The 20,459-nt window shown below is 67.5% G+C and carries 9 protein-coding genes; 1 reads left to right on the plus strand and 8 read right to left on the minus strand.

The features are described 5' to 3' along the window. Positions 1 to 38: 38 nt before the first annotated feature. From brxD to pglW, 5 genes are all read right to left on the minus strand, one after another. Positions 39 to 1,340 carry a BREX system ATP-binding protein BrxD gene (brxD, locus tag QSK10_RS20925; protein ID WP_285664604.1) on the minus strand — a complete coding sequence of 434 codons (1,302 nt, stop codon included), beginning with the start codon at positions 1,338 to 1,340 and terminating at the stop codon, positions 39 to 41. Continuing rightward, complete coding sequence (gene pglZ / locus QSK10_RS20930; RefSeq protein WP_285664605.1) at positions 1,337 to 4,045, minus strand: BREX-2 system phosphatase PglZ; 2,709 nt, start codon at positions 4,043 to 4,045, stop codon at positions 1,337 to 1,339. The genes brxD and pglZ overlap by 4 nt, the downstream gene beginning before the upstream one ends. Before the next feature lie 2 nt (positions 4,046 to 4,047). Next, positions 4,048 to 7,740, minus strand: a complete 3,693-nt coding sequence (locus QSK10_RS20935) for a DUF6079 family protein (RefSeq protein ID WP_285664606.1) — start codon at positions 7,738 to 7,740, stop codon at positions 4,048 to 4,050. Between the two features lie 9 nt (positions 7,741 to 7,749). After that, positions 7,750 to 11,400: a BREX-2 system adenine-specific DNA-methyltransferase PglX gene (pglX, locus tag QSK10_RS20940; RefSeq protein ID WP_285664607.1), complete on the minus strand. Its 3,651-nt coding sequence runs from the start codon at positions 11,398 to 11,400 to the stop codon at positions 7,750 to 7,752. A gap of 71 nt (positions 11,401 to 11,471) precedes the next feature. Next, positions 11,472 to 15,677 carry a BREX system serine/threonine kinase PglW gene (gene pglW / locus QSK10_RS20945; RefSeq protein ID WP_285664608.1) on the minus strand — a complete coding sequence of 1,402 codons (4,206 nt, stop codon included), beginning with the start codon at positions 15,675 to 15,677 and terminating at the stop codon, positions 11,472 to 11,474. 222 nt (positions 15,678 to 15,899) lie between these two features. Here pglW and QSK10_RS20950 point away from each other — a divergent pair, with 222 nt between their 5' ends. Then, a complete protein-coding gene (locus tag QSK10_RS20950) occupies positions 15,900 to 19,148 on the plus strand; it encodes an AAA domain-containing protein (protein WP_285664609.1) in 3,249 nt (1,082 codons plus the stop codon). A 59-nt stretch (positions 19,149 to 19,207) separates the two neighbouring features. Here the strand turns inward: QSK10_RS20950 and QSK10_RS20955 are convergent, their stop codons facing one another. Genes QSK10_RS20955 through QSK10_RS20965 form a run of 3 tightly spaced genes read right to left on the minus strand, consistent with a single transcriptional unit; the run spans position 19,208 to position 20,138 of the window. Then, complete coding sequence (locus tag QSK10_RS20955; RefSeq protein ID WP_285664610.1) at positions 19,208 to 19,411, minus strand: hypothetical protein; 204 nt, start codon at positions 19,409 to 19,411, stop codon at positions 19,208 to 19,210. Beyond that, positions 19,408 to 19,908, minus strand: a complete 501-nt coding sequence (locus QSK10_RS20960; RefSeq protein ID WP_285664611.1) for a hypothetical protein — start codon at positions 19,906 to 19,908, stop codon at positions 19,408 to 19,410. Before QSK10_RS20960 ends, QSK10_RS20955 begins: the two co-directional genes overlap by 4 nt. Positions 19,909 to 19,910: 2 nt before the next feature. After that, positions 19,911 to 20,138: a hypothetical protein gene (locus tag QSK10_RS20965; RefSeq protein ID WP_285664612.1), complete on the minus strand. Its 228-nt coding sequence runs from the start codon at positions 20,136 to 20,138 to the stop codon at positions 19,911 to 19,913. Between the last annotated feature and the right edge of the window lie 321 nt (positions 20,139 to 20,459).

The raw sequence follows: 20,459 nt of genomic DNA on the forward strand, positions 1-20,459 counted from the left end.
CCTCTCAGACCCGGGCTGGGCGGCCGGGCATGATCGCTTCACAGATCCAGCTCCACGTCATCGGCCGATCCGGCCGCGTTCCGCTCGATCTCCGACAGCTCGCCGGTGCTGATCGTCAAGGTGTAGTGCCGGCGCGGGTCGAAGTCCTCGAACTGGTCGACCCGGTCCAGGACCTGCTCTACGAGCTTGCGCAGGAACAGCCTCGGCGCGATGCCCACCTTCCCGCCGAGCCCGCCCGTCACGGCGACCGCCAGGTCCGTCACGTAGGCGTCGTCGACGACCTGCGCGACCCTCTTGTGTGCTCCATCGGCGTACAGGTCCCGGATCACCCGTCCGAGCTCGGCGAGCTTGCCGAGGTCGAAGCCGGTGAGCCGGATCTGCACCGCCCGTGGGTTGTCGAAGCGCGGATCGGCGAAGTCCGTCGCGAGCCGCTGCGCCAACGGCGCGAGCCGCTGGATTCCTTGCGTCCCGTCGAAGAATGGTGGCGTCCCGGTGATCATCAGGTACAGGCCGGGGAAGCGCCCGCCGTCCACCTCATCGAGGAGCTGGCGGAGCGCGTTGAGGCCCTTCTCCCGCACGTCCGACCGGACTCGCTGGAGCGTCTCGATCTCGTCGAGTACCACCAGGAGCCCGCCGTGCCCGGAGTCGCGCAGGACGGTCAGCAGCCCTTGCAGGAATCCCAGGGCTCCGAAATGGTCGAGGTCTCCCTTCACCCCGGCCGCCCGCTTCACGTTCGCCGCGACATTGGGCTGCCCGCCGATCCAGGCGATCAGGCCCTCGGCCAGCTCGTGGTCCCCGGACAGCAGCGCCCGCCGGTACGCCCGCAGTGCTGCAGCGAACGCAGGAGTCGTCCGTGCGACCTGCGCGAGCCGACGCTCCATGAGCTCCTCGACCGCCGACGCCAGTTCGTCGGCGTCGGTGAGGGCGCGCTCTGCCAGGACGTCCTCTTCGAGCGTGTAGAACCACCCGTCGATGATGTCCCGCAACGCAGATGGCGGCTGTGCTGCCGTCGATAGTCGCTCCACGAGGCGCCGGTACACCGTTTCCAGGCGATGCAGGGGCGTTTCGGTCTCCGAGATCTGGATCTCGGCGGTGGCGAACCCTCGCCGTTTGGCCCGCTCGGCGAGCCATCGCGCGAAGAAGGTCTTGCCGGACCCGTACTCGCCGCGTACCGCCTTGAACACCGCGCCGCCACCGGCGACGGTGTCCAGCTCGGCGTCGATCGCCGTCTCGAAACGGTCCAGCCCCACCGCGAACAGGTCGAGGCCGTTGTACGGGACGGTCCCGCGGCGCAAGGCGTCGATCACCTCACGGCGGCGGGCCGGGCTGACGCCGCTCATCGGGTGCCCCCCAGAAACTGCTCGGCGAGCAGATCGCGGTCGAGCTCAAGGGTCCGGCCACCGTCGATACGGGTGAGCACCTGGTAGCCGTCCAAATTGAGGATCCGGCTCAGCTGCGAGATGTACCCGTCGATCCGGAACAGCGGCAGGCCCGTGATCTCGGCGGCCCGGGCGATGGGAAGCCGCCCACCGGCCTCGTCGAGCCCATCGATGAGGGCCGCGACCTTGTCGCCGTCGAGCTTCGTCCGCCCGAACTTGAGCATGGTGGTGAACTGCGCCGTGCCAACGACGCGCGCCCCCAGACCATCGGCAGCGGCCGGAAGCGTCTCGGGACCGAAGAGAGTCTCGTCCTGTACGGGACGCCGACCGGCGGGAGCCTGTTCGGCCATGGCGGCGGGAAGTCGACCCCACCACTGGGGCTCGTGGTTGCTGCTGGGGGTGAGGGTGTCCCAGTCCGCCGGAACCGACATGCCGACGGGGAGGTACACCAGAACGGGGATGGCCATCTCCGCGAGTGAGGCACCACCGTGGTAGCCGGCCTTGCGCATCCGGTACCGCAGACTCTCGTCATAGGCGGCCACGATGCGGCCGTTTCCGTGCACGACACGGTCGCCGTCGAGCAGGACCTCGCCATCGTCCACCGCATCGGTCGGCGCCCGGAACCGTGCGCTCTCCCCGGACGTACCGGCGCGCCCGCCGTAGTCGCGGATGTGCCCGTGGTCGGAGGTGATGATCACCGGGCGGCCGGCGTTGGCCGCTTCCCGCATCAGCGGTGCGAGGTAGTCGACGGTATCGAGCGTCCATAGTGGAGCACTGATCCGCTCATCGGCCTGGAGCGCGTCGTCGATGCTGTTCAGGACCACCCCGACGACTGCCTTCGGATCCATGAGCGCGTCGCGCAGCTCGTCGGGGATCGTGCTGCCCGGGGTGCCACGAAGGTCGTCTTTGTGGAACAGCCGCGCGGGACGGCCCTTCCAGAAGGCGGTGAAGCCGGTGTCCTCGGCCTTCTGCCCGCCGGCCGTGAGCGAACCGGTCAGCAGGCTGGTACGCGAGTAGGTCGTCATCGACGGGATCACCGCCAAAGCGCCTTCACGCCCGGCGGCGTTACGTCCCGCCTCGATCCAGTCGCCGACCCGGGCGAGGTCCTCGCCGATCGCGGTGGCATCGGCGGCGCTCATGCCGTCGATGACGATCAGGAGCGGCGTCCCCCTGGTCACCAGCGGGCGTGCGACACGACGCATGAGGTTCTCGGCGAGGAGCATGTGCTCGGTCTCGCGCCCCTTCCACGCCGCGAGCTTGAGCGCGAACGCCCGGTCGAGGGTCGTCCGGCGCTCGCGGACCGCCGTGAACAGGGCACGGTAGACGCGTGCCGCCGTCGGCGAGTCCGTGGTATCGGCCCAGGCGAGGACCCGCAGGGCCCGGTCGACCCAGCCGCCCACGCGGATCTGCCAGGTGAGTCCCTCCTCAAGAGAGGCGAACACCGGTGTCTCGATAGAGAGCCAGCGCAGCAGGCGGATCGCATTGGACGCGGCGGCCATCGGCCGTCGATGGACCGGCTCGGAACGCTTGGCCAGCCGGTGCTCCACCAGGAGCACATAGGCCGCCTCGGCGGCCTCCAGACGCCGCCGGTCGGGCTTGGAGCGTGCGGCGCCGATGGCCTTGGCCAGGTCGTCGAGACGGCGGCGGAACCCCTCGGGAAGCACCCGGCTGTGCTCGGCGAGATCGCCGACCCTCAGCTCGCCCAGCAGCGCGCCGGCCCGCGCGTACATGTCCTCGGCGTCCTGGGCGTGCGCACCCTCGGTCCACCGCTCCACCAGGGCCGCGCACGTACGCCCGAACGTACGCAAGGACGCCTCACTGGGCGGCGGTTCGGGGAGATGGCGTTCCAGCCTGATCCGGGCGTCCCGGACCTGCTCGGGGGCGGGATGCCGGTCGGTGTAGAGCTCATCGACGACCAGCCCGAGCGGAATCGCGTCGGCGAGCTTCCCGGCGTGCGTCTTTCGCGGGTCGGCGAGGCTGAGCACGATCTCGGCGACCGGGCCGATGGTCTCGCCGAGGTGGCTCGTGATGCCTTCGCGCTCCTCTTTCGGAAGGTCTCCGAAGGAGGCGAAGGCACCGGGCCGGCGGCTCCAGGTGAGCAGTGTGGCCGGGTCGATGCTCTCCCCGGGCGGGAACCCGAGTCTGAGCGCGGCAAGGCGCTGGAGGAGGTCGCGGGCGCGCAGAACGGGCGTGCGGGCGCGGGCGACCCGCCGCAGTAGGTCGCCATCGCCGAGGACCGCCTCCACGAGCCACCGGTAGCGGCTCGTCTGGAGCACCGGGTCCAGCCGGTCGGCACCGGTCTCACCGAGCAGCACATCCCACAGCCCGAGGCTGAAGACCCGCTGCTCGACGACCCGGGCGAGCACGTTCGGGCCGAGCTCCTCCTCCCGGAACGGGCTGAGGACGATCAGCAACTCGTGCTCGCTCCGCGAGTCGATGGCGTCGAGGACGGCGAGCACGCTGCGGGCGGGGCGGACCCGCACGGTGTGCGCGGTGCCGTCCTCGCCGTCGATCTTCAGCAGCTCGTCCCCGGTCCAGTCCGCCGAAGCGCGCAGCAGCATGACCGGTGGCACATTGTGCGAACCGGTCCGTTTGCGGACGAGCCCCCGCGCCTCACCGAGGATGAGGTGCGGCTGAACCACGGGAACATCGGCGGTCACTGTCATGATCAGGCCATTCTGCGCCAAGTGATCTCGTAGCGCCCCTCTGGATCCTTGGCGAGTTGGGTGCGCAGCTCGTCGAGGACGTCGAAGGAGTCCTTGCCGAAGGTCCGGCGGGTCACAGCTGGTGCCTCACCGGGGGCCGGAGGTGCGGCGGCGACCGGAGGAGGCGTCGCAGGCCCTGGCGCAGGGTCCTGAACCGCTCTCCGGGCCAGCAGTTCGGTGGCCTCCTTGGTGACCTGGCGCAGCACGGGAGCCAGCGCCTTGCCCTGCTCGTCAGCGGCGGCGGTACCCCGCAGCAGCTCCAGAAGGGAGGCCGAGGCCTCGTCACTTCCGGAGGTGGTGACCAGACTGCCGAGGATCGGCCACTGAGCCATCCGCAGGTCGTGCGCGACCGTGGAGGCGGTGTCGAGGCTCTTGCGGTACACCGCGGTATCCGCAGGGAGTTCGGCGGCGGCGAGGGCTTTGACCAGCGCCGTCGGGTCCTCGATCGGGCCTAGCGCCGTGACAAGTTTGAGCGTGGCCTCCGCGGTCGCCAGGCGTGGGCTGCCAGCGGTGAGTCCGAGGACGCCGGAGTGCTTGACCAGCTCGTTTCGCAGTCCGGTGACGTGGCTGTCCATCGCACGACACCGCTCGCGAACGGCGCTCGCGATGGCGGTGACCGATCGGGAGGTGTAGGCCTCACGCCGCGGTCCCTCGAAGATCTCCACGGCCCGCTTGAGCGCGAGGTCGAACTCCGACCGGGACGGCAGTGCCTGCTTGCGCAGGTACATGTCCGCATGAAGCTCGCCGATACCCGGGTTGGTCGCCTGGATCTTGCCGCTGCGGATCCAGACTCGGTCGGCGCGGATGGCATAGAAGCAGACCAGCAGGTCGACGACCATCGCGGGGAGACCGGGGAACTTCTCACCGATCCAGCGGCGCAGCAGGCCGACGCTCAGGTCGTCGTCGGCCATCTTCTCCTGGGCCGCGCGCTGGTCGAGGTCGGTGAGCCAGTCGTCGCGCAGGACCATGACCTCGCCGACGGTGGCGATACCGAGCGGGTTGGCGATCCGCTTGAGGGTCGGCAACTCAGAACCGTCGGGTTCCAGGCGGCCCCTCGGGTCGAGGCTCGCTCGTTCGATCGCACCCAGGACGACCTTGAGGTCGGCGGCGGTGACCGTCTTGCCCTTGTGTTCGAGGTCGAGGTCGGGGTGGGCGGGGTAGGTGGTGTCGAGGAGCTTGCGGACCATCCACGGCAGCGCGTCCCCGAGGGCCATGCCCGCCGGTGGCCGGTCGTGCTCGGCGCGGGGGTCGAACGCCACGACGTGCTTCTCCGTGGTCGGGCTGACATCGGAGGCGTCGGCGCCCTCCACGCCGTAGGCCTTGCGCAGGACCTTGCCCAGCATCTCCTCAAGGCTGCCCTTGCGGGCCTTGAGCTGGTTCTCGGCCTGCGAGCGCTCGTCGGAGGTGAAGTGCCCGGTGTACGTGTCCAGCCGGTCTTTGCGGGCGAGCAGGTTGTCGATGATGACGAGGTCGCCCAGCTCATCCTCGCGGTTCGGAGTCAGGAAGGCCGGCAGCCAGGCGAGGGTGAGCGGTGGGGGACCGGTGAGCAGATCGCGTGCCTTGTGGACGTGCCGCCGGTCATCGACCGGGAAGTGGTTGGCCTCATCGAAGGGGTAGTCGATGAGGACCTTGACCGCCTCGGGCTGCTCGGGCGCGAACCGCACCGTGGGCATCTCGCGGACATTGGTGAAGACCAATTCGACGGTGCGGGACGTTCCACGCCAGTCGACCTTCATCGTGGAGACGGGCGCGTCGAGGTCCTTGAGCCCGAGGTCCTGCCACAGGCGCCGCTTGATCATGTGCTGCCGGGCGTAGGCGTTGTCGACGCCGCGGGCCGCGTCGATGATCTCCTTGGTGTCGACGCCTTTGAGGCTCACCGTGACGGTCGGGTCATCGGAGCCGACGACATCGAAGATGTCGAAGCGCTGCCCGAGTTCCTTGAGGGTCGCGGCGACCTTGCGGGGCTCCATGCCCTGGAAGGAGGCCACGATGGCGCCCTGATTCAGCGCGGCCAGCCGCCCGGCGGTGAGGTTCTGAAACGCAGGGACGCCCTCGACGAGCGCGGCGAGCAGGAGGGTCTTGACGACGAGGTCGTCGGCGGTGAAGCCGCTGCGAGTGGAGCGTGTCTCTGGGGCTCCCTCTTCAAGGCCGTGCTTTTCGAGGAGGTATGGGCGCAGTCGGTCGTGGTAGTAGTTGCGGGCCTTGTCGAAGTGGACCTTGACGGCGTGGCTCGTAGGCGAGTCGGCTCCGTCGGTGAGGACGCCGAAGATCGCGCCGACCGGCATGAGCTGGCCGAGTGGGAGCCGGTCGCGGTACTCCACCAGAAGGCGGCTGATCAGCTTCAGCGCGGACCGCTGCCGCTGGAGGACTCCGGCGACGTCGACCATGACGTTCAGGAACGCGGGAGAGAAGGGGTAGCTGCGCCGGAAGGTGTCGCGGTCGCTGGGGCGGCCCTGGGCGTCGAGGAGGACGTCCCAGACCTCGCGTCCGAGGTTGGCGGTGTTGGCGAAGGCCGCGTCGAGAGCGGCTGTCGCCTCGGTCGACTTCGGCCGCAGGAGCCGCTTTTCGACGATGACGGGGAGGTTGGTGTCGGAGAGCGCGATGGTCTCCAGGCGGCCGTCACCGTGGCCGAGGTCGTCGAAGAGCGCTTCGCGCTCGGCACCGCTGGCCCGCTTCCCGACGAAGTCGTGCAGGCTGCGCTGGCGGGGGACGAAGCTGATGATCGGCGCCGGCCGGTCGGTCTCGGCGGACTCGAAGAGTTTGGCGAGCTTCTGGGTCTCCCGCCGCAGCTTGTTCATGTCACCGATGTAGCTGGACAGCCACAACACCATCTCGTCGAGATACAGGACGAGCGCGTCATAGCCGAGGACGTGGCGGGCGTGTCGGCTGATGACCGACAGGCCCTTGTCGAGGTCGATGAACGCGTCAGCGTTGTTAGCGACGGCCTCGGTGTAGCCGGAGTAGTAAGAGGAGCCGATGAGGGCGGAGACGAGGTCGCGACGTTCCTGGGTGTCTCTCCCAGCGGCGAAGGCACTATCCAGAGAGGCGGTGTTCCACGACGGAGCGTCCCCCCATTCGTCGTCGTCCTGATCGTCGCTCTCGACCACGGGAAGAAGCCTGATGAACGCGTCGTCACCGATGCTCGTGCGCAGGTTCGCGGCGTCGGCGAGCAGTTTGTCGTCCTTGTAGACAGCCGGTAGCGGCTTGTCCGGGTGCTTCTGGCGGACCGTGCGGATATAGCCGTTGAAGATGGCCGACTCGACCGACTCCGCGTTCAGCATGTGGTAGCCGACCTGGAGGAACTTCGTGGTCTGCAGCCAGTCGTCGTGCTTGGAGACGACACCCGCGAGGTTGTCCTTGGTCCGCGCGGCCGGGAAACCGGACAGCAGGGCGTGCAGGACGGTCAAGAAGTGCGACTTACCGGCGCCGAAGGAACCGTCCAGGTACGTGGCCTGCGAGGACTGGGTCTTCACACCCGCCTTGATCAGGTCGAGGGCCTGACTGAAGCAGTCGGCGAGCTGATCGGTGACGACGTAGGAGTCGACGAGATCGGCGGTCTTGCTGTCGGCGTCATTGAGGACGGCGACGAAGTCGCCCGCGAAGACCCGGTCCTCGATGGAGAACAGGTCGTCGAGGGTCTGCTGCGGCTGCGTCACGGGGTCCTCCTACTGCGTCTTCTTCTTCGCCCGGCCGCGGGCGGTCGGCGCGGGGCGCCAGCCAGCGAGGTCCTCGTCGGTGATCCCGAAGCCGCTCGCCAGTTCAGCGCGGACGATGTCGTACTCCCGGGCCGGGTTGATGCCGGTGGCTGGGTCGGTCTCATCGTGCCACTGACGGACCCACGGCATCACCTCGGCGAGTCCGGCGAAGAGCGGGAGGAGTTCCTCGCGGCCCCAGCCGAGCTGCGACATGCGCTCGGTGATGAGGGCGATGAGGGCGTGCGCGGACTCGCGGTGGTCCCAGCCTGCCCAGCCGAGGAGGAGGGAGCCGTCGTCGGAGGGAGTGGCGCCGGGGTAGGAGATGAAGCGTTCCTTGGGGATGTCGAGCTTGCCGCGGTGGCGCCAGTAGTCGGTCTTGAGGAAGTCGGCGGAGGTGTACTTCGGGGGGACGGGAATCGTCTCGGGCTCGCCGGTGAGGTCTTCCTTGCGCTGGAGCTCCCAGGTCTTCTCCCACTGGGCGCGCTTGCGCAGGCCGGAGTCCTTGTAGCGCAGGGGGGAGAGGAAGGGGACGTGCTCGGGGGTCAGGAGGTCGGTGAGGACCTTGACGGGAGTTGCTTCGGGACCGGCGTAGAGGCGCAGGACGGACATGAACTCGTCGTTGGCCGAGAGGCGGTCGGCGAGGCGGTTGATGGTCTGGGGGCTGGGCTGGAGGGCGCCATAGGCGTCGGGGGAGTACCAGAGGTCGCGGTTCTCGATGGCGTCGAGGAGCCAGGATTTGAGTGCGGCTTGCTCCTTCTTCTCCCAGGGCTCGGTGGCCCACCGGCGCTTGTACTCGGGGCGCTCGATGAGGGCGATGTTCCGGTTGGAGGAGATGGTGTCGATACGGCGCTGGACGAGGTCCTGGTACCACTGCGGCCAGTGGGACGGGATCTCGGTGATGGGCGTGGAGTTGTGTCGGGCGAACCACTGGGTCTCGGTTTCTCCAGCGGCCATCTTGCGTGCCAGGACGATCTCGAAGGCGCGCTCGCCGAGCTTGATCTCGGGGACGGCATCGAAGTCGGGGGAGATGAGGGAGGAGGACTCATCCTCTGAGAGGAGGTCGTAGAGACCGTAGACCTGCCAGTCGAGTTCTTCCTGGAGGGCGATCATTGTGGCACGGTTGTGGAGGTATGTATCGTGGGCTTGATCGAGGTCATCACGAGTGAGGTGCCGTGTAGTTGCGGCCGGTTCATGCTGCGCCAGTTCCTGTGCAAGCGAATCAAGGCGGCGACCCAGGAACAGTGGCAACGTCGAAGGGAGGGGGAACTCCTGAAGCTTTGTTCCTGTAAATTCGTAACGATCGATCCAAGCCTCTGGGGACCATCTATTTCCACCGCCGCTATTGTTTTCTGTGCCAGCTTTGGCCTGGCTGACCTGCTTCAACCAAAAGCAAGTAGTGGAACTGTTGAGGATGCCGAGCAGTTCAAGGTGGTGATCCAGGCTTGCGTCTTCGGACAACTTGATGACCGGCGCCGACTGCTTAAAGACATTCCCGCCTCGATCGAGTGTGAAATGGTTATGGGTAGCTACGAATGCGAACGTAATCGAGAGCTTTGTTGCGTATCGTTCTGGAATCCAGCGATACCAAGTCCACCACTTGTGTGACGATCCTTTAACCGCCTTGCCGTCGAATCCGATCGTAGACTGAAGGATGCTCCTCTGGCTCCAGAGGTGGCGCCCCCAGGGTGAGTTCTCTTGATATGGCAGCGGAGTATGGTCCGATTCGTATGGGACCAGTGCGTCTTCTTGGAGGCGCTCCTCCCAGTCGCGAACAACTTCGCCGATAATCAACGGACGTCTTACTGGGAAGTCGATGTTGTGTCGACTTAGCCATGGACTTCCCGGAAAGAAGACTTCGTCTTGGCCGGGGAAACTTGCGAATCCTATCGGGCGTGAGAGTCTATGTTCCAGTTTGTGAACTGTTGTGTCGAGGGTCGATGTGAGTTCGTAGGAGCCGCCTCCGCTTAGGCTCCATGGGTATCGTGCGAGTTGAATAGGTTCAAGTGTTCGTACGCTCACCCATTCGCTTTCACTGCCAATGTTGTCGACTTGGCTGGTGATTGCGGTCCATACCCTACCCTTGGCAGCGATATTTGGCTGACTCGGTTCTCCTCGCACGCCGAGAACCGCTCGAATAGCCCCGTTCTTGCGGTGAGAGCTGTTCTTTCCGACGAGAATTACCGTAGGTGTACCGTGTCCAGGAATGTATGCACCTGAAGTGTCAATTACATCGGTCAGGCGGACCTCGCCGTTGAAGAACTCCTCGATTAGTTTCTGTCCAAACTCGCGTTTCATGAACGAATTTGCTGTGATCTGGCTGATTCTCCCTGCGTTGCGGCCTTCGTTATCTCCTCGTATGCCGAGTCGAAAGAATCGTTCTGCGAAGGGAATTGAGAGCGAGTATTTCCCGTGGCAAGTGCTGTACAGATGTCGATAGTTCTCACTCTCCCTGCGATCCTTCACAGTGATGTACGGCGGGTTCCCAACCACCACGTGATACGTTCCCATGCCGAGGATATCCACCGACTTCTCAAACTCGCTCACGTCCTCCGTGACGAAGGTGTGCGGCTCGTCCTCGCTGAACAGGTCCCGCTCGGCCTTGAGCTCGTACACCCCTCGCCCATGGATCAGCGAGTCTCCCACTGCGATGTTCACCCGGAACGAAGGCGCATCCCTGAGGGTCGTCTTGTGCGAAGCCTTCGTCGCCGCGAGGAACAGCCTGAATCGCGCGATCGACACCGCGAACGGGTTCTTGTCCACCCCGTGCACGCCATCGAGCACCCGCCCGATCAGGTCCCACTTGCTCGCCCCAGGAGCCTTCGCCTCCCAAGCCTTCAGCAGCCGATGGAACGCCCCCAGCAGGAAGTGCCCGCTCCCGCATGTCGGGTCGATCACCCGCAGCACGTTCGGGACCCCCGGTATCGGACCCCTGTATCTCGGCTCCAGCCCGAACTCCGCTAGCGCCGGCTCCAGCGTTAGTTTGAGGATGAACTCCTCCACGAACTCCGGTGTCTGGAGCAGGGCGTATCGCTTCTTCGCCGCCTCCGACAAGTCCTGGTACAGGTCCCCCAGGAACCGCGTGTCCCACTCCGGATCCGTGAAGTCGTACGCGACTTCCCGCCCCTCCGTGTCCCGCTCCCGCCAGAACCCCAGAAGCTCCTTCGCCGCCGGGTGCGAGGGCGTGATCCGCCACATCGGGTTGTGCCCCTTGTCGAACAGCCCCGCCACTACCGGCGAGTCGTTCGACATCTCCTCGAATCCCGTCAGGATCCAGTCCCGGTCGGTGTTCTCCGGGTGGTTCTTGAAGTACTCTCGCTGCCGGTCCACCGCGATGTCGGTGCCGTCCCCTGGCCCTGCCAGGTACCGCCCCTCGATCAGCCGATTGTCCTCGCAGAACCGCAAGAACACCGTCCCCAGGACCCACGCCACAGCTGCCTGCGTGACCTGGTCCTCCAGCCACGTCTCATACGAGATCGACAGCCGCTCCCGGTTGAACGCCTGGTCGTACTCCGCCCGCAGGTCCCCGTGGAATTCCGGCTCGGCAGCCCGCTCCCGAAGGTCGTCCTCCAGTACGAGTACTCGTTGCCGCAGGTCGCCCAAGAGCGCGGAGTGGTCCATCATCGTCCTCCCACAGACACTTCTCACGAGGAAACGCGGGCGCACACCCCGCGCCGAGTTCGGTGACCAGGCGGTTACTTATCGCCCGTCCAGGTTACTAACGCGCCGGTCAGCGCGAGCTGTTCGGCCTGAGCCGAGATGGCCCCGATCATGTTCCCGTCGATCTGGGCCGGCAGCCCCAGCGACTCCATCGGGCACAGGACCCACAGCGCGTGCGGGTTGGCTTCCGCCTCCCGCGCCGCCGCGATCAGCCGCCCGAGGAGCCGCTGCCCACCCGGGTACCGCCCCAGCGGTGTCGCGTTGTGGAGCAGCACCACTCCCGGGATCTCGGTGAACTCCGCCTCCAGCCGGGGCCACACCTGCTCCAGCAGGCTCATGAACCCCGACTGCGCCCGGGGGCTCGCGTCTGGCGAGTCCGCTTTAAGCACCGCCTCCCAGGACGGCTTCCCGCCGCGCTCGTCCACGATCTGCTTCAGCGTCGCCAGGAACCGCTCGCTCACGTCCACCGCTCGTACCTGGGGCAATCCGGCCAGCTCCGCTGCGATGACCTGCGCCTGCTTGACCGGCACCTTGATCGCCAGGAGGCCGCCGTCACGCGTCTTTACCGCCAGGAGCGCCCGTGCCTCCTGCTGTGGAGTCTGTGCGTCGGCGGTCCGGCTGTGGCGGGCGCTGAGGGAGCGGGTGAGCGGTGCCGCCTTCAGCGACAGGTACTCCACGCCGTCCCGGCGTCCGATCTCCGTGTCGTAGCCGTCGGCTTCGAGGAGTCCGGCCAGCGTTGTCCCATCCGCGGGGAACCCGCGCAGCTCCGGTAGCCGCGAGTAGACCCGCTCGACCAGCTTCGGCACGGCTGTGGCCCGCTCGGTGAGGTACACCCCGAGCTGAGCGACGCGGATCGCTCGCTCCGGTTCCAGGTCGACGGGGTACAGCTCCAGGCGCTGGGTCGCGGCGGCGTGCGGTGAGGCCCCCGCTGCGAGGCGCACCAGGTCGGTGTCGGGGAGGGCTGGCATGTTCTCCGGCCGCGGCACGTCGAGGAGCGCCGCGAGGACTCGCGAGGGTGACGGCAGCAGCTCCGCCTCGGTGAGCTTGACCAGCTCGGACGCGCGTGCGCCGAGGGCCACGGCGTGATCGAGCAGCTCGGTGTCGGACGGCTGGGCCGGATCCTCCGAGATGGTGGCGACGAGTACCGCACCGTCGGGGAGGCGGCGGAAGGCCAGGTGCTGCTTGGCGAGGGTCGAGTCCCACTCCAGCGCCGCGCGGACGCAGGCCATTGCGCTCACGCGTCGGGCTACCGCATCATCGAGGTCGCTGCCGCGCTCTTGGAGGAGGGCGACGCTCAGACCCCCGAGCTCCATGACGCGGCCGTGCGCGGTGAGGATCGTCGCGATCGTGTCCCGCAGCGCGGACATGCCCTTGACGCTCTTGTCCCAGTACAGGCGGGCCTTCTGCAGGGAGTCGATGAGGGCTTCCTCATCGATCCCGGTCGCCTGCGTGATCGCGCTGACCGTGGCCCAACCGGGCTCGGTGGCCGTCCGGTCCCCGTCGGGTAGACCGAGCAGCAGTCTTACCCGCCGGGTGTGGTCGAGATTGTGCCCGCCGGGGACGATCCGCCGGACCATCTCGTCGATGCTCGGCGCCGCACCCTCGAGGTCAGCGACCGGAGTCGGTGCGGGTTCGGACGCCTTGAGCCGGTCGCGGATCTCGCGGGCACGCTGGTTGAGTGCGTTGCGGACGGGGAGGCCGGTGCCGCGTAGCTGGGCGATCTTGTTGGCCGGGATTTCGATGAGCTCACCGGCGGTGGACACGTTCAGGCGTTCGACCGCGAGTGAGACCGCACGGGCGGATAGCCCGACGTCGTAGATGGAGGTGTTGGCCGTGATGCCGTCGGGGAGTGGGCCGCCCTCGGAGTTGGTCGTTGGGTGCTCGCTCGGTACCGGCTCGTCGAGGGACTCGAAGACCTTAGCGAAGGCCGTGCGCATCTCGTCGTGGCTGAGGTATCGCTCGCTCGCCTCGCGGTGCAGGGCTTTGCGGAAGAACTTCTCCAGCCCTGCGGCCAGTGCGGGGTCGAAGGAGGACTTGGAGATCACCGGGATGACCACATCGGCCCTGAGGAGCTTCGGATCGATCGATCCGTCACCCCAGGAAGGGAGCTCCCGAGTCGCCATCTCGTAGAGGGTCACCGCGACGGCGTAGCGTTCGGCGGCCCCGTCGTAGCGAAGCCGGTTGTGGGAGCCGAGGAACGGGTCGAGATAACCCTGCGTCCCCGCGAGCAGCTCGTTGTCGGAGACCCCGGCCAGGGAGAAGTCGAAGAGGACGAGTTGCCGTCCCTTTTTGCCCTTTCTGGGGAACTCGTGAATGCCGAGGTTGTCCGGTTTGATGTCGCGGTGGTAGACCTCTTCCTGCTCCAGGTAGCGCAGGGCCTCGAAGAGATCGTGCGACCAGTCCTGCAGCTCCTCGATGGTGAGGCGGCCCTCTTTGCGGAGGTAGTCGGCGAGGGTCTGCTTCCCGGCCCGGTCCAGGACCAGGACTTTCCGCTTCCCGAGCGGGAGCGGCCCGGCGAGGTAGCGGACGATGTAGCCGGAGTGCAGGTCGCGTAGCTGGACGGCCTCGAGCTCCAGCCGTTCCGACGCTCCGGTGGCCAGGGCGACCTTGAGTACGACCTCTTTGCCTTCGGAGTCTTTGGCGAGCAGGGCGCGGGCGGTCGCGCCGGTGCCGAGGACCTGGACGATCTCGTATTCGCCGAGCCGGTCCTTGCCGCGTGCGTCGAGGGCGTCGAGTTCGTCCACGGTCGGTGCGCGGAGGTCGTCCTCGATGATCGCGAGGATGTCGGAGAAGTCCTTGACGCTCTCGTAGCGTTCGCTCGGGGCCGACCGTGTGGCGCCTCGGATGAGGTCGTCCAGGTCGAAGGAGATGTCGTCGGAGACGGCCGAAGGCACGAGTGCCTCATCCCGGCTCAGGACCTCGCCGAGATCCCGCCCGTTGAGTGCGGGGGGCCTGCCGGTGAGCAAGAGGAACCCGATGGCTCCGAGTCCGAAGACGTCCAGTGGGGTGGGGTCGCCGGAGAGGTGCCTGAGGTCGGGTGCGAGGTAGGGGCCGGCGGTCAGCTCGATGTGTCTCGCCAGTGAAGGGAGAGGCCCGGCACCGCTCAGTGTGGAGAATGTCGCCTCGGCCTGGGCGGCGGTCTGCCAGTCGGCGATGCGCAGCGTCGGCACCTCGCCCGGCTTGCTCGCGTCCACCCAGACGCTGCGGGCGGCCAGCGCACGGTGGAACAGGTGCTGCCGGTGGGCGTGCCCGAGGGCGTCGGTGAGCTGCCGCAGCATCGCCACGCGCGTGTACATGTCCAGGTCCGCGCCTTGCTGGGCCATGTACTGGTCGAGTCGCTGCCAGTCCTTGCCGTGCCGGAAGATGACGGCCGTGCCCAGGTCGGAGGTGTTGCTGATCGCCTCGGCCTGGACGATGCCATCGTGCTGGATGCCGAGGAGGCTGCGGTACTCCCGATTGGCGGCGCGCTCGGCGGACTGGCGGTCGGCGTCGGTGACGGAGCCGTCCGCGGTCAAACCGGTCACGTAGATGCGGATCCGGCGGGGAGCGTCGCCGGCGAGGGCGGTGTTCTCGCCGAGGTAGTCGCTCCAGGTGGGGCCGTCGTCGAGGAGTTCGCCGAGCCGGTAGGAGTTGACCTTCTGCTCGGTGTTGATGGGCATCACGCCCATCGTCTCCAGGAGCCGGTGGAAGTTCCTGGCGAACCCGGGGGTGAGCCGGTTGTGGGTGTAGCCGGGCTGCCCGTTGAGTGCGGTCCAGATGCCGCCCAGCTTGGTCTGGGCGGTCTTGCCTTCGCGTCCGTACAGGTGTTCGCGCTGGATCTGGTCGAAGTTGCACACCAGGTCGGCGGCGGACAGGAAGGTGACGGCGTTGACGAAGGGCACCTCGCCGACCGGGATGCCGATGCGCTGCGCGGCCCAATGAAGGCGGCTCTTGAGCTCCTTGGCCTTCTGGTCGGTCAGGTGGTACGGGTTGACGAAGGATCTCCCGTAGCCGCTGAAGGACCACATCGCGCCTTGGTTGGTGGCGGTGCCCGAGTGGCTCTTGATCTCCACGAGAGTCAGCCCGGCGGGCGTGCCGATGAGCAGGTCGCATTCGCGGGCGTGGCCGGAGGTGCCGGTGAAGGTGAAGCACTGACGGGCGACATAGGGCGCCCGGTCGGGGAAGAAGCTCCTGATGTGGTCGAGCGCTTCCTGCTCCCAGGCGAACTGAGACTTGTCTCCCTGCCAGCGAGGGTTCGTCACCTGTGACCTGTCCATTTCTTTCGAGCACTTTCAGTGGGCACTGCTACCGAGCATGTGGGCGATCCTCCTACTCTGCCACAGGTGGTGTGGATCACCGGGGGAGCTTCGTGGGGAGCGTCATCCTGGTTGATCACCAGGTGGCCCGTTTCGCCCGGGTTGCCGAGGCGGGCGGGAAGGGAAATGACCACCAAATGAAAAGACCCGCTGTCCACAGGGTCATCGGTGGACAGCATCTTCACTTCGTCCCACCCCGCCACTACCGTGGACCGGTCGAAGGGGGCGATGGTGGGGCGTTCGGAATGGTTCGATGGGTTGATCGCGGCCCTGGACCGGCTGATCCTCAAGCTGAAGAACACCGGAAAGCGCGAGTTCGCACGGGTCGGCAAGGTCGCCCCGGATCCCGGCCGGGGCCCGGGATGGTTCCGGTTCGAGGGCGTGGGCGCGAAAGTCAAGCTGGAACGGCTGACCGACGCCGTCCTCGCACCCAACGAGGGCCCGCAGGAGCGTCAGTACGCGGTCATCGAATCGCTCCTGGACGACGGGGCACTGCTGGTGAAGGCCAGTGCGACGGCGAGTGGAGCACTCCTGCTGTGGGCACCGGCCTATGACAAGCGCGAGCAGACGAAACTGCTGCGCGAAGGCCTTGATGCCCTCCCGCAGGGGTCTCTCGCCGACCGCTTCGCCGAACGGCACCTCGATCCCTTAACGGGCTCCCCGGCACCCGACGCCCGGTTCAACCCCGCCCAGCTGCTCGCGCTGCGCGCGTGCGTTTCGCCTGGTCTACAGCTCGTGTGGGGCCCGCCCGGTACCGGCAAGACGCACGTCATCGCCGAAGCGCTCGCCCAGATCATCGCGATGGGCCGCAGTGTGCTCCTGGTGTCGACGACGAACATCGCGGTGGACAACGCCGTGGAGAAGGTCGCCGGATACCTCAATCCCGATCCGGGCGTGATCGTGCGGGTAGGCACTCCCTCGGTCCGTGAGGTCGCCACCGACCCTCGGGTGGCGCTGCCGCTGCTCATCCAGGCACGGCAGGCCGCGTTGCAACGGCAGATCGAGGACGTCCTGGAGCGCATCGACCGCCTGCGGGACGATCCCCGGCCGGGCCGTTACGACGAGGTCGAGCGTCGCATCGCCTCCTTCGACCTCGGCGCCTACGACGAAGCGTGCCGGCGAGCCGAGCGCGAACACCGTCACGGTGAGCTGCAGCAGCGAGTGCTCGACCTGGAACGAGAACAGGTGAACACGACGCGCCGGCTGGAGGAACTCCCCAAGGAAATGGCGCTCGCCGAGCTCGTCCGGTGCCACGCGGTGGAGCGAGAGGCCGAGGCCGAGATCACCGCTACCGGTCAGACCCTCGACGGACTGCGGTCGCTGGACTGGTGGACGCGCTTCAAGCAACGCAAGCTCATCAAAGCCGCGAAGCGCCAGCATGGTCGCGCCCGGCTGGAGCACGCCGAGGCTGTCACCACCCGCCGCGACCAGACCGACCGGCTGTCAGAGCTGGGGGTGGCGGCTCCCGAGCAGATGACGGTGCCTTCCGCGGCTGAGGCGAGGAAACTGTCACTGGCCTTGTTCGGGGAACACGACAGGCTGCCTGAGCGGCTCACCAAGATTGGCTTGCAGGTCAGCGCCGCCAAGTACCGCGCGGTTCAGGAGCTCCACTCCGGACCGCTCCCGACCACCGACGATGAGGCGCTGCTCGCCCGCGCGGAGCGGGAAGGGCTGGCAGGGATGCGTTCGGGCCTCCCCGCCCTTCAGACGGCCGCGGACACCGCCCGGGTGGAATTGCGGGCCGCCGAACGCGAGTACGAGCAGCTCCAGGAGCGGATGGCGAAGGAGCGCGCGGACCTCGCCAAAGGGATCATCCAGGAGGCCAAGGTGGTCGCGACCACCCTGGCGACCTCGGTTCTCAATGCGGCTGTCCGCACGCGCGAATACGACTACGTGGTCGTTGATGAGGCCGCCTTCTGCCGGCTGCCCGAGGTCGTGCACGCCGTCGGCAAGGCCCGGATCGGCGCCGTCCTGGTCGGGGACTTCCTGCAGAATCGGCCGATCCTGGACCCGGAGGAGGAGAAGGACGACACGATCAAGCCGTACTTCGATGACGAGTGCTTCGCGCACTTCCAGATCAGGTCTCACGCCGAGGCGGAGGCGGATCCGGGCTGTGTAGTCCTCACCGAGCAGCACCGCTTCGGCAGGCAGATCAATGACCTCGTGAACCGCGCGGTGTACGAGGGAGCCCTGCGCGCTCTCCGTGAGGAGGGCGGCGAGGTGGTCTTCATCGACGTCGACGGTCTCGGCAGTGACCTCGTCCAGATCCACCGCAGCGGTGTGCACAAGGGACACTGGTCCATCGGAGGGCTGCTCACCACCGCCCTCGCTGAGCAGCACATGCAGCAGCAGGGCGAGAGCTTCGGCGTGATCGTGCCGTACAAGGACCAGGAGGAGGCGACCAGGCGCTTCCTGGAGGCCGAGCGCTCGCCCGTCCGCTCGCGGATCGACATCGGTACCGCGCACGCTGCACAGGGGCGTGAGTTCGACGTGGTCCTGTTCGACCTGGTGGAGGACGGGAAGGGGCGGCTGCCGCAGGCCGCCCGATCCGGACGCGACTACGACGTCGACGGGCTGCGGTTGTTCAACGTGGCCGTCACGCGGGCGCGGAAGCGCGTGTACGTGGCCGGTCTGCTGCCGGTCGTCCAGCGCGCCACGACCGGGCCCCTCCGGGTGCTTCGCGAGATGATCGAGGCGGGGGAGATCGGCGTCGTCAAGGCCGCGGGAGTCCTCGGGTACGACGAGGTGGATCCGCCACCGCCGGACACTCCGGAGAGCGATGTCTGGGAGGCGCTGAAGCCCTATGTGCGGATCGTCGGCCAGTACGACCAGGTGACGGTGATGGACGCGGTCGGGCACGCGTTGCGGCAGGCGGAGACGAGTGTCTGGGTGTGGAGTCCGTGGGTCGGCAAGTACCAGGAGGTCCAAGACCTGCTGGTGGAGACCGCGGATCGGGGAGTGCGGGTGACGGTGTTCTGCCTGGCGCACAGGGAGATCAATGAGAAGCTGCGCCCTGTGCTCGACGCGTTCATCGCGAGGTTTCCCGGGACCGTCCGGCACATTCAGAACATGCACCAGAAGCTGGTGCTGGTGGACGGGCTGTGGACGTTCCAGGGCAGCATGAACCTTCTGTCGGCGGCGGAGAAGGAGCCCTACCGGCGCAAGGAGACGATGCTGGAGATCCGAAGCGCCGCCCTCGTCGCCGAGACTCTGCGGATGGAGCGGGCCGAGGAGGTTGCGGCCGCGGGAATGTCGTGTCCGAAGTGTGCGGTGGCGTTGAATACGGCCGACATTCGCACCAAGAAGGGGCAGCGTGAGTGGTCGTGGGTCTGCACGGTGAAGGGCTGCCGGGGAGTGCGGCCGTTCGCAGGTGACAAGGTCCCGCATCAGCGCTCGCGCTGGCCAGGACGGGACTGAGCAGGTTTCGCGTGAGCGGCCTCCCTCACCGGGTCTGCGGTGGGGGAGGCCGTCGGTTTTCAGCTCCAGCGGCCACATCGGCGCCAGTCGGGGCGGACGAGGACCTGCACGCGGTGCTTGTTCCACATGCGGTGGCGGCCGGACTTGCGGGGATTGCAGAAGGCGATGAGGCGCAGGAGGACGTTCGTGGTGAAGGTCCAGGCGGGGGAGGCGGGGTTCTGCGGGTGGGTGGTGGTGAGGACGTAGGCGGAGATGGTGCTCATGGCTGCTGTTCCGCGGATCGGGCTGCCTGCTCGGCCTTGGCGGCGCGGGCGGTGAGGCGGGCGTGTTCGTCGCGGACGCGGCGTTCGGTGTGGACGGCGAAGCGGTCGCGTTCGGCGTCGAGGCGGCCGGAGCAGCGGGTGGGAGAGCGGGTTCCGCAGCGGGGGCAGCGTTCTTCGCCGAAGCGGGGCGTGTGGGTGGTGAGGCGCTGGTAGGTCTCCTTTTCGGCTTCGAGGAGTTCGGCGTCGGTGAGGGACTTGAGGTGGGCGCGGAGTTCGGTGTCGGCGGGGTCGAGGCCGGGCCAGAAGCCGGTGAGGACGCCGAAGAGGGCGTGTCCGAAGGGGAGCAGGAGGACGACGGCGGCGAGTCCGGCGAGGATGCCGAGTGCCCAGTGCGTCTCCCAGAAGTGGTATCCGGCGTAGGTGGCGGCGGAGGCGGCCGGGCCGGCGACGACGGCGGAGTGGAAAGCGCCTCGGAGGTAGCTGATGACGGCGGACATGGTCAGGCTCCCGTCCGGTTGCGGCGGAGGAGGTCGTCCCAGTGGAACCAGGACGGGCAGGGCCATGGGCGGTGGCAGAGGCGGCAGTCGCGGTGGCCGAGTCCGGCGGGGGTGTGGCGCCACCACCAGTGGAGCTGGATCGACCAGAGTTCGGGGTCGGCGGCGGTCGGGGGAGCGGACTGGGGTGGCGGGCGGAGGAGGTTGAAGGTGGGGTGGTCGGGGGTGTTCATGAGCGGGTCCGCTGGCGGGGGACGGCGGAGGTCATCCACGTCCGGGGTTCACCCGCGGCCATCCGGGCTCTCACGATCGTCGGGCAGGGGTGAGAGTGGGAGCAGGTCCGGCAGATCAGGACCAGCCAGGGGAGGGGGAAGCCGAAGAGGTAGAGCACGCCGATACGGCGTTGCGGGATGTGACCTGACCCGTGGTAGGAAGACAGGTACAGGCGAGTAACGCGATCCATCGATCGCTCCTCTCTTGTCTGGATCAGGGCGGGCCGACGGTTGTCTAGGCCGAGGTGCGGCCCGCCCTGATCGTTTCTTCGAGTGAGATCC

Source organism: Actinorhabdospora filicis (assembly GCF_030269765.1).
GTDB classification, from domain to species: Bacteria; Actinomycetota; Actinomycetes; order Mycobacteriales; family Micromonosporaceae; genus Actinorhabdospora; species Actinorhabdospora filicis.